The 15,565-nt window shown below is 31.6% G+C and carries 17 protein-coding genes and 1 pseudogene; 16 read left to right on the top strand and 2 right to left on the bottom strand.

The window, feature by feature from the left end; all coding sequences use genetic code 11:
- Positions 1-129: 129 nt before the first annotated feature.
- The 8 genes and pseudogenes from CLVI_RS13590 to CLVI_RS13555 form a co-directional block, all read left to right on the top strand.
- Positions 130-543: pseudogene (locus CLVI_RS13590) on the top strand (L,D-transpeptidase); the annotation flags it as partial.
- A 169-nt stretch (positions 544-712) separates the two neighbouring features.
- Positions 713-1,072, top strand: a complete 360-nt coding sequence (locus CLVI_RS13585; protein WP_106060669.1) for a four-helix bundle copper-binding protein — start codon at positions 713-715, stop codon at positions 1,070-1,072.
- Between the two features lie 210 nt (positions 1,073-1,282).
- On the top strand, positions 1,283-2,692 hold the full coding sequence (gene amrA / locus CLVI_RS13580; protein ID WP_106060668.1) for an AmmeMemoRadiSam system protein A: 1,410 nt from the start codon (positions 1,283-1,285) through the stop codon (positions 2,690-2,692).
- Between the two features lie 3 nt (positions 2,693-2,695).
- Positions 2,696-3,682 (top strand): AmmeMemoRadiSam system radical SAM enzyme, encoded by a 987-nt coding sequence (gene amrS / locus CLVI_RS13575; protein ID WP_106060667.1) that lies wholly within the window; start codon positions 2,696-2,698, stop codon positions 3,680-3,682.
- A 279-nt stretch (positions 3,683-3,961) separates the two neighbouring features.
- Entirely contained in the window at positions 3,962-4,972 is a 1,011-nt protein-coding gene (locus CLVI_RS13570) for a GGDEF domain-containing protein (RefSeq protein ID WP_207655388.1), read from the top strand.
- A gap of 258 nt (positions 4,973-5,230) precedes the next feature.
- Positions 5,231-5,833 (top strand): metal-dependent hydrolase, encoded by a 603-nt coding sequence (locus CLVI_RS13565; protein ID WP_106060665.1) that lies wholly within the window; start codon positions 5,231-5,233, stop codon positions 5,831-5,833.
- A gap of 191 nt (positions 5,834-6,024) precedes the next feature.
- Positions 6,025-6,882, top strand: a complete 858-nt coding sequence (locus CLVI_RS13560; RefSeq protein ID WP_106060664.1) for a DegV family protein — start codon at positions 6,025-6,027, stop codon at positions 6,880-6,882.
- Positions 6,883-6,935: 53 nt separating this feature from the next.
- On the top strand, positions 6,936-7,433 hold the full coding sequence (locus tag CLVI_RS13555; RefSeq protein ID WP_106060663.1) for a flavin reductase family protein: 498 nt from the start codon (positions 6,936-6,938) through the stop codon (positions 7,431-7,433).
- A gap of 60 nt (positions 7,434-7,493) precedes the next feature.
- Here the strand turns inward: CLVI_RS13555 and CLVI_RS13550 are convergent, their stop codons facing one another.
- Both CLVI_RS13550 and CLVI_RS13545 read right to left on the bottom strand, forming a co-directional pair.
- Complete coding sequence (locus CLVI_RS13550) at positions 7,494-8,111, bottom strand: hypothetical protein (protein WP_106060662.1); 618 nt, start codon at positions 8,109-8,111, stop codon at positions 7,494-7,496.
- Positions 8,112-8,191: 80 nt separating this feature from the next.
- Positions 8,192-9,160: an alpha/beta hydrolase gene (locus tag CLVI_RS13545; RefSeq protein ID WP_106060661.1), complete on the bottom strand. Its 969-nt coding sequence runs from the start codon at positions 9,158-9,160 to the stop codon at positions 8,192-8,194.
- 187 nt (positions 9,161-9,347) lie between these two features.
- Here CLVI_RS13545 and CLVI_RS13540 point away from each other — a divergent pair, with 187 nt between their 5' ends.
- From CLVI_RS13540 to accB, 8 genes are all read left to right on the top strand, one after another.
- Entirely contained in the window at positions 9,348-9,791 is a 444-nt protein-coding gene (locus CLVI_RS13540; RefSeq protein WP_106060660.1) for a MarR family winged helix-turn-helix transcriptional regulator, read from the top strand.
- A gap of 18 nt (positions 9,792-9,809) precedes the next feature.
- Positions 9,810-10,790: a beta-ketoacyl-ACP synthase III gene (locus CLVI_RS13535; RefSeq protein WP_106060659.1), complete on the top strand. Its 981-nt coding sequence runs from the start codon at positions 9,810-9,812 to the stop codon at positions 10,788-10,790.
- Positions 10,791-10,847: 57 nt separating this feature from the next.
- Positions 10,848-11,072 carry an acyl carrier protein gene (locus CLVI_RS13530; protein WP_106060658.1) on the top strand — a complete coding sequence of 75 codons (225 nt, stop codon included), beginning with the start codon at positions 10,848-10,850 and terminating at the stop codon, positions 11,070-11,072.
- 102 nt (positions 11,073-11,174) lie between these two features.
- The gene (gene fabK, locus CLVI_RS13525; protein WP_106060657.1) at positions 11,175-12,116 is read left to right on the top strand and encodes an enoyl-[acyl-carrier-protein] reductase FabK; all 942 of its coding nucleotides are present in this window, start codon (positions 11,175-11,177) and stop codon (positions 12,114-12,116) included.
- Positions 12,109-13,050 carry an ACP S-malonyltransferase gene (gene fabD / locus CLVI_RS13520; RefSeq protein ID WP_106060656.1) on the top strand — a complete coding sequence of 314 codons (942 nt, stop codon included), beginning with the start codon at positions 12,109-12,111 and terminating at the stop codon, positions 13,048-13,050. The genes fabK and fabD overlap by 8 nt, the downstream gene beginning before the upstream one ends.
- A gap of 15 nt (positions 13,051-13,065) precedes the next feature.
- The gene (gene fabG, locus CLVI_RS13515; protein ID WP_106060655.1) at positions 13,066-13,806 is read left to right on the top strand and encodes a 3-oxoacyl-[acyl-carrier-protein] reductase; all 741 of its coding nucleotides are present in this window, start codon (positions 13,066-13,068) and stop codon (positions 13,804-13,806) included.
- 10 nt (positions 13,807-13,816) lie between these two features.
- On the top strand, positions 13,817-15,055 hold the full coding sequence (gene fabF / locus CLVI_RS13510; RefSeq protein ID WP_106060654.1) for a beta-ketoacyl-ACP synthase II: 1,239 nt from the start codon (positions 13,817-13,819) through the stop codon (positions 15,053-15,055).
- A gap of 15 nt (positions 15,056-15,070) precedes the next feature.
- The gene (accB, locus tag CLVI_RS13505) at positions 15,071-15,565 is read left to right on the top strand and encodes an acetyl-CoA carboxylase biotin carboxyl carrier protein (protein ID WP_106060653.1); all 495 of its coding nucleotides are present in this window, start codon (positions 15,071-15,073) and stop codon (positions 15,563-15,565) included.

Below are 15,565 nucleotides of genomic sequence, written 5' to 3'. Positions count from 1 at the left end.
ATGATCCAGATTTATTTAAATCACTATTTCCATGGAGTAATCTTCCTGCTGAATGCTATTTAAATAAAAAGGATTGAAAATAAGCGGTTAATGACTGTCAACGTGACGAGTTATTAACCGCTTACAATATATAAGCAAACTGCCTCATCTCATGCTGAGAATGATATGGGAAATACCTATGTGGAGATTAATATGACAAAACAACATTTATGGTTTTATAAAAATGGTTCTATAGTAGTAGAAGGCAATGTTGTTACAGGAAATATAAGTAGAAATAATTCAACCCCTGTAGGTATTTATACATTAAAGTTTAAACAAAAAGATGCTACCTTAAAAGGTGATGGTTATAGTACACATGTTAACTTTTGGATGCCTTTTAATGGAGGAATTGGAATTCATGATGCAAACTGGAGGTCAGACTTTGGAGGCAAAATATATTTGATAAGAGGCTCTCATGGGTGTGTAAATGCACCACAATATCTTGCAAGTATAATATTTAATAATATCGATGTAGGTACTCCTGTTATTTGTTTTTATGAGTGATTTATAGTATTACCTAATTAAGATAATACAATACAATGAAAATAGAAATTCCATGTAAGGATTATATATTGCTTCTTTTTTCTAATAGTTAAAATATTAGAATACTTTAGAATTTAAAGGGCATGATAAGTTTGTACCAATAATATAATTTCTATAGGAGGAATCAACAATGAATATGCCAGCTGTATCCCTTATGCCCAATGGAAATCCAAATCAAACCTGTATAGATGCATGTGTGAAATGTGCTCAGATATGTCAGGAATGCTTTGATATGTGTTTAAAAGAAGTAGACATAAAAGAAAGAGCAAATTGTATTAAGACCCTTCAAGATTGCGCTGAAATTTGTTCGACATCTGCATGCTATATGTCAAGAACTAGTGGCAGTATAAAAGAAGTATGTAATTTATGTGCAGCAATCTGTGAGAAATGTGCAACTGAATGTGCTATGTTTAAAGATCAACACTGCCCAGTTTGTGCTGATACTTGCAAAAAATGTGCAACTGAATGTACAAATATGGCTAGTAAGTAACAATTGATAAAAGCTCTATCAAAATGAAATCCACGACAGAATATTGTGTCGTGGATTTTTAAGTATATAAATGTTGGAATTTAACAAGTAATATATTATTAGAATACTTCCTTTGCTATTTCTACTTACATTTCTTTCATAAATAATAATTGAAGCAAAACCTGGAGATAACACTATTGTACATAAAGTTATAAAGAGGAGATTTTTAATATGAAAAATATTTTAGGTTATTACTTAATGCCACACCCCCCAATAATAATTCCCGACATAGGAAAAGGAGAGGAGAAAAAGATAGAGAAAACCTCCAATGCTTGTAATAAAATTGGAGGAGAAATAGCTATCCTTAAACCAGAAACAATAGTACTTATAACTCCTCATGGAACTATGTTTTCAGATGCTATTGCTATTTCAGATGAAAATGGAATTGCTGGAGATTTAAGCAACTTTGGATGTAGTAATATAAAAATGGATATTCCTATAGATAGAGAATTTAATATTAAGCTTGGAACAGCTTGCCACTTAGAAGGAATACCTTCAGTTCTTGTAGATTCAGAGCTGTTAGAAAAGTATGATGACAATTTTCAGTTAGATCATGGGGCAATGGTCCCACTATATTTTATTAATAAGTATTACAATGAATATAGTTTAGTTCATATTACATATTCATTGCTTGGAAATATGGATTTATATAAATTTGGAATGGAAATAGAAAAGGTTGCTAAAGAGTTAGATAGAAAGATAGTAATAATAGCAAGTGGAGACCTTTCTCATAAACTTAAGGAGGAAGGACCATATTCCTATTCACCTTATGGAGAAAAGTTTGATAAGGAGTTTTTAGGAAGTCTTGAAAAAGGTGATGTAAATTCATTATTTAATATGGATAGTACAATGGTTGAAGAGGCTGCACAATGTGGATTAAACTCTGTATATATTCTTCTTGGCACAATGGAAGGAAATGAATTTAAGGGTGAACTTCTATCTTATGAAGGACCTTTTGGTGTAGGTTATGGCGTAATGAAGTTTAAAAAAGAAGAAAAAGAAAGTAAAATTTTAGATTTATTAATAAAGATTAGGTCGGAGCGATTAAAGCAAAAGTTAAGTGGAGGAAACCCTTATACAAGGCTTGCTAGGGAAAGTTTAAAGTATTATTTTGCCAAGGGTACTAAGATGGAGGATATATCTAATTTACCTAGTGAACTTTTAAATGAGAAACATGGAGTTTTTGTATCTCTAAAGAAGTTTGGTGCACTTCGAGGGTGTATAGGAACCATATCTCCAACAACTAATTCTGTAGGTGAAGAAATAATAAGAAATGCCATAGAAGCAGCTTTAGCAGATTCAAGATTTCCAGATTTAGATGATTATGAGTTAGAAGATATAGATATATCTGTAGATGTACTTATGGATGCAGTAGCAGCTAGTAAAGAGGATTTAGATCCAAAAAAATATGGAGTTATAGTGACTAAAGGTTGTAGAAGAGGATTGTTACTTCCAGATCTTGAAGGGGTAAATACGGTAGAGGAACAATTAAGTATTGCTTGTAGTAAGGCTGGAATAAATAGTGAGGAAATTTATGATATAGAAAAATTTGAAGTTATAAGATATAAAGAAGGTGAATAATGGGTGGATTCTAAAATTTTATTTTATGAAAACTTAGAAGATAAGATTAGGTGCAGAGTATGTCCACATAACTGTTTTATAGATGAAGGGAAATTTGGAGTATGTAAACTTAGAACAGTTAAAAATGGAGAACCTCTTGCTATAAATTATGGTGAAGTTACTTCATTATCAGTTGATCCTATAGAAAAGAAACCACTTTATCACTATAAGCCTTCAAAAGATATATTGTCCATTGGAAGTTTTGGTTGTAATATGACCTGTAGCTTTTGTCAAAATTATGAGATATCTCAAAATAGACCAGCTACTGAATTTATTAGTGTAGAAAAGCTAATTAGTATTATTCCTACAATAGAAAACAATGTAGGAGTTGCTTTTACTTATAATGAACCAATGATGTGGTATGAATATATGTATGACGCTTCTAAGAAAATCAAGGAACATAATAAAGACACAAGTGTGGTAGTAGTCACTAATGGTTATATTAATGAAGAGCCACTTAGTGCACTTCTTCCTTATGTTGATGCTATGAATATTGATTTAAAAGGTTATACCAATAAGTATTATAACAAGGTATGTGGTGCAAAGTTAGAGCCTGTACTGGAAACTATAAAAAGGTGTAATGATCATTGCCATGTTGAAATAACTACTTTACTTGTAACGGACGAAAATGATTCTTTAGAGGAAGCTGGTGAAATAGCTAAGTTTATTGCAAGTGTTAATGAAAATATACCTTTGCACTTAAGTAGGTATTTTCCTAAATATAAGATGGACAATGAGGCAACAAACATAGAGAAAATAACTGTAGCTCAAAAGGAAGCTAAGAAGTATTTAAAATATGTGTATATAGGTAATGTAGGTGGGGTAGATAATAACACTTATTGTTCAAAGTGTGGTGCTTTACTTGTTAGGAGGGATGGGTATAGTACGGAAGTTTGTATTAAGGGGGGAAGATGTGAGGTGTGTGGGGAGGAGATTTATATTGTGATGTGATGAGTTTAAAGGTTATGTTTTGCCTCCATAATGAAACCCTCGACATTATAGAAATATAATAACGAGGGTTTTATATATTTCAACTAATAATAACAATATTACAATGTAAAGCTAAACATAAATGTGATAAAATAGTATGGCAATTTAAATTAGGGAGTGGAACATATGAATTTAGGAAATAACTTGATAATAAATATATATTCGATAGCAATTTTGACTGTTATCTGCATTCATTGTTTAAAACAAGAAGAAAAATCATCTTTGAAATATAAGCTTTATATGAAGATGTTACAGGTTACTATAGTTATGTTAGTTCTTGATATATTCAGCAGATTTGACGGGAATCCTAGTACAATTTATTTGTTTATAAATCATTTTGGGAATTTTATGACTTTTATGATTAACTTAATATTACCCACACTCTGGTTATTATATGTTCATGACCAAGTGTTTCAAGAGGAAGAAAAAACGAAACGATTATATCGTCCTCTATTTGCAATTAATTTTATAAATGCAGTTATAGTAGTAGTTATGCAGTTTTATCAAAAATTCTATTATATTGATTCGGATAATATTTATCACAGAGCACAACTCTTTTTGATTTCTGTTTTAATTGTAGTTATTTTTATGCTTGTAGCTTTTTTTCTAATTGTAGTAAATCGCAAAAAAATCGAAAAGAAACATTATTTTTCACTTATGTTTTTCTCTGTTCCTCCATTTATTTCTATTATGTTACAAATTGCCTTTTATGGAACATCACTAATATACAACAGTGTAGTGTTATCTTTTTTGATAATATTTTTAAATATCCAGAATCATAATATATACACTGATCATCTGACAGGAATAAATAACCGTAAGAAACTTGAATTATATTTGAAGGAAAAAATTAGAACAACCACTGTGAATAAAACTTTTTCGGCTATTATGATAGATTTGAATGATTTTAAATATATAAATGATACTTTTGGTCATAATATTGGAGATGATGCATTGGAAGTTTCTGCAAAACTATTCAAGAGTTGTCTTAAATCAACTGATTTTATAGCTCGATTTGGGGGTGATGAGTTTTGTATAGTTTTAGACATGTCTGATAGAAGTGGTTTAGAAAAAATTGTTTGCAGAATTAATAGAACAATTAAAGAATATAATGAGCTCGGTGGAAAGTCTTATAAGATTGCCGTTAGTATGGGTTTTGCCGTGTATGATTACCATTCATTCATGACGGTGAAGGAATTTCAAAAAAAGATTGATATATTAATGTATGAAAATAAAAAGGTCACCGTATAGGCCTAAAGGATAATTAATATATCTAAGGACAAGCAATGACTCTACAATTAAATCCATGACGATTTGTAGTGAATTTTTACATTTTAATTATCTATCTATAATAAATATATGATGTTGTTTTTATAAGTTTCGAGTATAATCAAATAGTTGAATTATACTAGCAACTAATATCAGGTAATGCTTCAATTGATGCATTACCTGTATTTATTTTGAGTAATTCAATTTAACAAAAGATAAATAATATTCAGGAGGGAAATTATGACGGGAAAAACACACGCGGCAGTAGGACTTTGCGGAGCTGCTTTTTTATTAGTTCCAAAAGAAAGTATACAAACTTCTATAATAGGCTTAGGTTTTGTGGTACTTGGATCATATGCTACAGATGCAGATATGAAAATGTCTAAAGCTGGTCATCTTATAAGTGATATCATCAGTATGTCCGTTTTGTTAGTAGGCTTATATTTGGTAGCTAGATATTGGATGCATTACAATGTTGTAAATTTAATAGGCAAGAATATGCCAGGACAGCTCAAATTTTTAGGTGTCGCATTTATTACTGGATCAATCATTCTTGGAAGAATAACAGGGCATAGAAAATATATGCATAGTTTGATTGGACTCACAACTATGTATATTGGAGTATGGCTAATAGCAGAAAATTTTGCTATTTGGTTTGGATTTGGATATGCATTACACATGGTGATGGATTTATTAAATGAAAAACCAGAAGCTTTATTGTATCCATTACCTGTAGGGAACTTTTGTTTTTCACTAGTCAGTTCTAGCGGTATTGGAAACAATGTTATATCTGTTATTGCTTATACAGGTTTTGTATATAAAATAATATCTATATACACTTGAAAATATTTTTTTGTAAAGTAAATGAAAAGTTAATAGCTAAATAATTTCCAAGACTAACTTAGAGGTTAGTCTTTTTTGTTTTAAATGATTCTAAGATAATTAAAGAATTAAAGTGGATTGTGCTATAATAAAGAAATATCTTATGATAAGGATTACTTGATATATACATATAGAAGAGAGGGGAAAATGCAATGGCAGTAAAGGTTTTAACAGATAGCACAAGTTACATAGATAAAAATATTGAAAACCAATTAGATATAAAGGTAATTTCTTTAAATGTTATATTTGGAGATGAGAGTTTTAAAGAAAGAGATGTAGATAATGTAACTTTTTATAAAATGATGGAGGAAAAAGGTATTCCAACGTCTTCTCAACCTTCTGTACAAGAGTTATACGATGAGATGGAGAATATGGTACAAAATGGAGATTCTATTCTTTGCATCGTGATATCATCACTTATGAGTGGTACATACTCAACAGCGCATTTAGTAAAAGATATGATTCTAGAAGAATATAAAAATGCTGAAATAGAAATAGTAGATTCTATGTCAAATTGTATGCAACTTGGATTTTCAGTAATTGTAGCAGCAAGGGCAGCATTAGAAGGCAAAAGTTTAGATCAAGTTAAAGAAATAACACAAGAGAATATAAAAAGAAGTAGATTTCTATTTGTTCCAGATACACTTAAATATCTAAAAAAAGGTGGAAGAATAGGTAGTGCAAGTGCTTTAATTGGTAATCTCTTAAAGATAATTCCTATTTTAACTGTAGAGAATGGGGTAACAACAATTTTAACAAAGGTTAGAACAAAGAAAAAAGCAGTAGCTACTATGATTAATAAAATGCTTAATGATATTGAAAAATATGGAGTAGGGGAAATTACTGTACATCATATTGATGCTTATGACGAGGCAGTAGAGCTTATAAAAATGTTGGAAGAAAAACTAAAAATAAAAATTGGAATATGTTCAATAGGACCAGTTATCGGAACTCATGTAGGGCCTGGTACAATTGCTATTGCCTATTATACAGAAAAAAATATGAGGTAATAAAAGTATGATACTATTATATGTAAGGATAATAAACTTAAGGAGGAATAATTATGAAAGATACATTTACTAATAGAATAGAGGAAGGTATGGATAATTTATTTAAACATGGAGCTTTTTTTACTGCTGGAGATGAGGACAAGGCTAATACAATGACAGTCAGTTGGGGAAGCGTAGGATTCATGTGGAAAAAACCTGTGTTTATGGCTCTAATAAGACAAACTAGGTACACTAAGGAATTGCTTGATAAGGGAAATGAATTTACTATAAGCATTCCTTATGGTAATGAAATGAAAAAAGCTCTAGGAATTTGTGGATCAAAATCAGGTAGGGATATAGATAAGGAAGAAGTAGCGGATATCGAATTCATTAATGCAAAGAAAGTTAGTACACCTGTAGTTGCAGGCTGTAATAAATACTATGAATGTAAGGTAGTTTTCAAACAGGATATGGATTTAGATAATGTTTTTGAAGAGGTAAAAGCTAAGTGTTATCAAGACGGAGAAACAAAACATACTTTATATTTTGGTGAAATAGTAGAACAATACTAATTTAGAATAACAAAAAGAGGAAATCTTTAAATTAAAGATTTCCTCTTATTTTTTATTGTATTAGTTTCTTGTAATAATTCCAGTTAATTTTGGTGCATGTTGAGTTTCAATTGAACCTCCATTATATTGGAATTCCATAGAATCTATCCATTCTCCTGTGTATGCTCTTTGAGCAAATGTTTCTATTAATGTGTTTGATGTCATAGTTCCTCCGGCAGAGCCTTGGAAATAAACTCTAGACCAACTAGCATTAGGATCAGTTACCTCCTTTTCTACTAGGTTGATTATAGCTTTCTTCTTACCATCAATTGTTTGTATTTCAACTATAGTAATAGGTAAGCCTCCAAAAACCTTTGTAGAAATCTCATTTGCTAAGGCAGTTAACTTTTCTTGTAAAGGTAAATCCTCTTTAACTGTAATATCGCTTAATTTCTCAGCAGCATAAGTATCTACGTTAGCTGTATAAGCAGTTAATGTAATATCTTTTGCTACAGGGGTTTCGTCAACCTTTGTTTCCTTATCTGATTCAGTAGTATCAGTAGTGTCTTCTGAATCTTTTGTATCTTTTGTTGTAGTTGAGTTGCTAGTGTCAGCTTTTTCATCAGTTGTATCGTTTGTACAAGCAACGAAGGTTAATCCTAAACACAAGCATATAATAACACTTATTTTTTTAATCATAATTACACCTCCATAAAATTATATGTTATAAATCAATTATAATATATACGCCTATAAATGACAAATTATTTTAGCATTCCCTATAAAGGAAAATTGTTTACTATAAAAGTTAATATCCGTAAAGCTATTTTTTGTGAGTTTTCTTCCGTTAAATTGGATAAATCATGATCAGTATCTTGCACAGTAAGAAAATCTACAGAATTATTAAAATCTTTACTTTTAGAATAAAGTGCTAAGGAATTAATATAAGGAACCATAGTATCATCTTCACTATGAATTATTAGAGTCTTTGGCAAACCCTCTTTAACAAAATAAATCGGGCTATATTTAGCCATAAATTCGTCTTTATTACTCATAGCTTTGATACGTGAAGTCATCATCTCAGGGGCAATTGAAGTATCTAATGTTGATAGATCGGTAGGCCCAGAAAAATCAATAAGGTATTTAATATCACATGGAAATTTGGCGAGTTCTTCATCATCCACAAAATCATTACTATCTGAATAAGCTGATAGTAGTGAAAGATGAGCTCCAGCTGAAACTCCAATAACTCCAATTTCTTCAGCATTGAAATTATATAGATCTTTATTTTTATTAACCCATCTAATAGAATCCTTTATATCTGAAATTTGTTTATCAAAATCTAGGGATTCATCTAAAAGTTCATACTCAACGCTTATAATACTGTAGCCTTCTTCACAAAGAGCTTCTAAAAGTGGATTGAAAATCGGTGGCAAAGATTTATCTCCATAAGCCCAGCTTCCACCATGGACAAATATAAGTACAGGCGACCCCTGTGAAATCATTTTATCAGGCTTATATAAATCTAAAGTTAAGGGAGTATTATTAGTGCTTTTATAAATAATCTCTTGTGCATCACTAGCCTCTAATGATTTCTTTTGGAATGAGGCTGAAGTAACAGTGCCTGTATAATTGCTATATTTTTTAAAAACCTTATAATAGATAGAGATTCTTCCGCTAAATAATATCGATAAAAGTATCAGCATTAAAGCGAAAGTTAACATGGAAAGTTTGAAAATCTTTTTCATTAATTTATCCTCTCAGTAAAAATAATGTCGCATGAAATTTTACCAATTTTAGTATACTATACTCAAAATTTATTGACAATATATTTTGAGTATAGTATATTTTGATTATCAAAGTATTATTTGATTTAATTTTTAAAGCACCTAATTATAGTATAATAAACTGTAGACATATTTAATGGAGGGCCTAATGGAACGGAAGAATAAAGTGCTCAATGACCTTTTGGTGAAGTTGTTTAACGATATTCTTGAGATAGAAGAAAACACTCTCAAAAATGGCAATCTATCAGATTTATCTGTGACAGAGCTTCATACTATAGTGGCTATAGGTATGTATCAAGAGAGGACTATGTCAGAGGTAGCTCAGGATTTAAAGATTACAGTTGGAACGTTAACAACAGCCATAAATAAGCTTATAAAAAAAGGGTACGTTGAAAGAAAAAGGATAGAAGAAGACAGAAGAGTAGTTCTAGTTCACTTAACTAAACGAGGAAAGTTAGCTTACAGACTTCATGAAAAATTTCATAATGATATGATAAGTGATACAATAAATGGGGTAAGTGAAAAAGAAGAAGAAATTTTAATATCATCCTTAGAAAGATTGAATATCTTTTTTAAGGGAAAAATGATTTAAATTAAGTTAGGAGATATTATGCAAGACATAAGTATAAAAGGATTTGGAGCCTATGCTCCTACCAATATAGTTTCAAATGATGACTTAAGTAAAATAGTAGAAACAAGTGATGAATGGATTTTAGGAAGAACTGGGATAAAGGAAAGACGAATATCTCAAGGTGAAGATACCTCGGAAATCGCAACTAAAGCTGCCCAAATGGCTATAGAAAGAGCTGGGATTTGTGGCGAGGATATCGATTTAATAATAGTTGCAACAATTACTCCAGATATGTTTACTCCCTCAGTATCTTGCTTAGTTCAAAAAGATATCGGAGCTAAAAATGCAATGGCCTTTGATATAAATGCAGCTTGTTCTGGATTTATATATGGTTTGCAGGTTGCATATTCAATGATGGATAATAGCAGTAACTTTAAAAATGTTCTTGTAATTGGTGCAGAAACACTTTCTAAGATAATCGATTGGACTGATAGAGGTACTTGTGTTTTATTCGGAGATGGTTCAGGTGCAGTAGTTTTATCAAAAACTGAAGAAGAGAAGAAAAAAATTGCTAATTTTTATTCTAAGTCAGATGGTAGCAAGGGCGATGCCTTAACCGCTGGTGCTATAGATGTTATAAATCCATATGTAAAAGAAATTATAACAAAAAACAAGAAAGTTGAGATGAATGGACAAGAAGTTTTTAAATTCGCTGTAACTTCAATTGTTAAGGGAATAAAAACAGTTCTTGAGGAAAGTAACCTTTCTATAGATGATATAGATATGATAGTTCCACATCAGGCAAATTTACGAATAATAGAATTTGCAGCAAAAAAGCTAAAGGTAGATTTCAATAAATTTTATATTAATTTAGACAAATATGGAAATACATCTTCAGCAACAATACCTATTGCACTAAATGAGATGTATGAAAAATCTCTTCTAAAGAAGGGTAAAAAAATAATTATGGTCGGCTTTGGTGGGGGTTTAACCTTTGGAGCAGCATTAATTGAATTATAATTTTTAAGTAATTATTATATTAATTGAAAGTAAATATTAATTTAGGAGGAAAACAAAATGATTTTTGAAGAAATTAGAGAAGTTATATGTGAACAATTAGAGGTTTCACCAGAAGAGGTTTTATTAGAAACGACATTTGAAGAACTTGGAGCTGATTCATTAGACTTATTCCAGGTTGTTATAGAAATAGAAGAAAAGTATGACATTCAATTAGATGAAGCTGAAAAGATAAAAAGTGTAAAAGACGCTGTTGACTTTGTTCAAGCAAAGGTTAAGGCATAATAGTAACGTTAATATAGGAATAAATTAAGGCTTAAAACTTTAATTTATTCCTTATTGCTAGATATTAAAGTATTTTAAAAGGTGTTTTGGAGGAGTTTATTAATGAAGAGTAGTAGAATATGCGAATTGTTAGGAATAAAATATCCAATAATTCAAGGGGGTATGGCTTGGATTTCAGATGCATCATTAGCTGCAGCTGTTAGTGAAGCTGGTGGACTTGGAATTATTACAGGAACAGCACCAATTGAATGGATTAGAGATGAAGTTAGAAAAGCAAAAAAACTTACAAATAAGCCGTTTGGAGTAAATGTAATGTTAATGATGCCTCATGCAGATGAAGTAGCACAACTTATATGTGATGAAAAGGTTCCTGTGGTAACAACAGGGGCGGGTAGCCCTGGGAAATATATGGAAATGTGGAAATCGTGTGGAATCAAAGTAATTCCAGTTGTAGCATCAGTTGCTTTAGCTAGGAGAATGGAAAGATCTGGAGCAGATGCAATAATTGCAGAAGGAACTGAAGCCGGTGGACATATTGGTCATCTTACAACTATGGCGTTAATACCTCAGGTTGTTGATGCAGTAGAAATACCAGTTTTTGCAGCTGGTGGAATAGCTGATGGTCGAGGCATGGCAGCAAGCTTTATGCTTGGAGCTGAAGGCGTTCAAATGGGAACAAGATTTTTAGTTGCTATTGAATGTACTGTTCACAAGAATTATAAAGAAAAAGTCCTTAAGGCAAAGGATATAGACTCTGTTGTTACCGGAAGACCAACAGGTCATCCAGTAAGGGTAATTAAAAATAGATTATCAAAACAATACTTGAAATTAGAAAGTGAAAATGCACCAAATGAAGAATTAGAAAAGCTAGGTTCTGGAGCTCTGCCAAGGGCTGCTCGTGATGGAGATATTGATAACGGTTCTGTTATGGCTGGACAAATAGCAGGTTTAGTTAATAAGGAACAAAGTTGCTTTGAAATTATTGAAGAGATAATGGCTGAAACTTCAGAAATGTTTAAAACATTTGGTAGAAATAATGAATAGTAAAAACATTGCATTTTTATTTGCAGGACAAGGAGCTCAATACGTAGGTATGGGCAAGGAATTATATGATAATATACCCGAGTGCAAAGATATATTTGATAAGGGTGAAGAAATATTAAATATGCCTATTAAAGATTTATTATTTAACGGACCAGAGGAAGAGTTGTTAAAAACAGAAAATGCTCAGCCGGCTATATTATTAATGACTTTAGCTGCTTTAAAAGCATTAGAACTTCAAGGTATAGATGCTGATTTTACAGCAGGATTATCCCTTGGAGAATATACATCTTTAATTTATTCAAATGCTTTAAGCTTTGAAGAAGGCCTTCTTCTTGTTAAAGAAAGAGGAAGAATTATGGGAAGTGCCCTTCCAGAAGGCTTAGGCAAAATGGCAGCTATTTTGAAATTAGATGATGAGAAAATGGATGAATTACTAAGACGTGCTAGTGAATATGGTATTTGTGAAGGTGCTAATTATAATTGTGCAGGCCAGGTTGTTATAGCTGGTGAAAATGAAGCAATTGACAAAGCTGTAGAGATAGCCTCTGAACTTGGCGGACGAGGAATCCCACTTAAAGTTAGTGGACCGTTTCATAGTTCACTACTTAAGGAAGCGAGTGATGATTTTTACGAAACGATTAAGGATTGTCACATAGGGAAATTAGAAAAAAAAGTTTATTCAAATGTTTTGGGTGCACAATATAAAGATACGGATGATATAAAAATCCTATTAAAAAAACATATTATGTCACCTGTATATTTTGAAAAAATCATAAAAGATATGATGGATAATGGAGTAGATACATTTATTGAAATAGGTCCAGGTAAAGCATTAGGTAGCTTTGTGAGAAAAATTAATCGAAAAGCAAATGTTTTAAATGTAGATAATGTGGATTCATTAAAAACAGCAGTAGATAAAATTAAGAAAGTTTAATTAGGAGGTTTTTCTATGTTGAAAGGAAAATGTGCAATTGTAACAGGTGCTGCTAAAGGGATAGGTAAAGCGGTAGCTTTAAAACTTGCGTCACTTGGAGCAAATATTGTTCTAAATTATAGAAGTAGCGAAGATAAAGCTATAGAATTAGAAACTGAGCTTAAAGAATTAGGTGTAGAGGTTTTAAGAGTTAAGGGTGATATTAGTAAGCTTGCAGATGTTGAAAATCTAATTAATCAAGCAAAAGAAAAGTTTGGTCATATAGATATCATGGTTAATAATGCAGGAATTACTAAGGATAATTTATTACTTAGAATGAAAGAAGAAGATTTTGATTCAGTTATAGATGTTAACTTAAAAGGTGTATTTAATTGTTTAAAGACTATTACACCAATTATGGTAAAACAAAGATTTGGAAAAATAGTAAATTTATCATCCGTTGTAGGAATTGTTGGAAACGCAGGTCAGGTAAATTATGCAGCATCAAAAGCTGGAGTTATCGGTATGACAAAATCTCTTGCAAAGGAGATTGGAGCTAGGGGGATTACAGTGAATGCAGTAGCTCCTGGATTTATTCAAACAGCTATGACAGATAGCTTAGGAGATAAGTTCAAAGAAGAAGCTAAAAAAGGTATACCATTAAGAAGATTAGGTACACCTGAGGATGTTGCAGAAGTTGTAGCTTTCCTTTCAAGCGATAGTTCAAATTATATAACAGGCCAAGTCATCAATGTTGATGGCGGAATGGTAATGTAGGAGGTATATTATGAGTAGAAGAGTTGTAATTACAGGAATGGGAGCTATTACTCCTTTAGGAAATAATGTAGAAAGTTATTGGAATGGAATTAAAGAAGGTAAATTAGGAATTGATCTTATTAAAGAAATCGATACAGAACATTTAGAAGTTAAGGTAGCCGGAGAGGTTAAAGATTTCCATCCAGAAGAGTTGATTGGTAAAAAGGAAAGTAGAAGATTAGATAGATATGCTCAATTTGCATTAGTTGCGGCAGATGAAGCTATGAAATCTTCAGGCCTTGATTTAGAGAAGATAGATAAAAAGAGATTTGGGGTATATGTAGGAGCTGGTATTGGAGGTCTTATTACAATTGAAAAAGAAGTTATTAAGATGACTACTAGTAAATCAAAGAGAGTATCTCCATTTTTTATTACTATGAGTATTATTAATTTAAGTGCAGGAAATATTTCTATTAAATATGGTGCTAAAGGGCCATCTATAGCTATGGTTACAGCTTGTGCTACAGGAAATAACAGTATAGGGGAAGCCTACAGGTTGATTAAAGATGGATATGCAGATATAATGCTTGCAGGTAGTAGTGAAGCATCTATTACACCAGTAGGTCTTGGTGGATTTACTAGTATGAAGGCTTTAAGTTCTACTATAGACCCAAAGAAAGCATCTATTCCTTTTGATAAAGATAGAAACGGCTTTGTTATGGGTGAAGGCGGCGCTGTATTGGTTCTTGAAACAGAAGAGGCTGCAGTAGCTAGAGGAGCTAATATTTTAGCGGAAATAGTTGGATATGGTACAACAAGCGATGCTTATCATATAACTTCTCCTCATCCAGAAGGTGAAGGAGCTGCTGATTCAATGCTTCAAGCTATTGAAGAGGCCGGCATAGATAAAACTGAAATTTCTTATATTAATGCTCATGGAACTTCAACTCCATTAAATGATAGGTATGAAACTTTTGCAATTAAAAAGGCTTTAGGAGATTATGCTTATAAGGTGCCAATCTCATCAACAAAATCTATGACAGGACATCTTCTAGGTGGAGCTGGTTCTATAGAGGCTGTAGTATGTGTTAAAGCACTTATAGATGGATTTATACCAGCAACAATTGGACTTGAAAATGTTGACGAAGAGTTAGACTTGGATTATGTTCCAAATGTAGGTAGAAAAGAGGAACTAAAATATGTGCTTTCAAACTCTTTGGGCTTTGGAGGTCACAATGCAACACTACTTTTCAAGAAATGGGAAAAGTAATTAGGAGGAGATAATATGGATTTTAAAGAGGTTAAGGAATTAATTGAAACGATAAATGCTTCAGATATTGCATTTTTTGAAATTGTTAATGAAAATTGTCATATAAAAATGGATAAATCTTTAAATAGAGAAATAGCATCAACTGCTATTTCCGAAGAAAAACCTGTAGTAGTTAATACTACTAAAACAACTATATCGGAACCTTCAGCTAACATCACTTCAGAAAGAAAAGTAGAAAAAGTGATAGAAAAAGAAGTAGAAGATGATAACTTAGTTGTAATTAATTCTCCAATGGTTGGAACTTATTATGGTGGATTATCCCCAGATAGTCCTTCCTTTGTTAAAGATGGAGATAATATAAATGTAGGGGATACCTTATGTATAATAGAGGCTATGAAGCTTATGAATGAAATTGAATCAGAAGTTAATGGCATAATAAGGAAGATTCTAGTTAAGGATGGGGATATGGTAGAGTATGGTCAACCCCTCTTTAAAATTAAGGAGGCATAA

This window comes from Clostridium vincentii (genome assembly GCF_002995745.1).
GTDB classification, from domain to species: Bacteria; Bacillota; Clostridia; order Clostridiales; family Clostridiaceae; genus Clostridium; species Clostridium vincentii.
The sequence above is the reverse complement of the archived record's forward strand: the minus strand, read 5'-3'. Positions and strand labels throughout refer to the sequence as shown.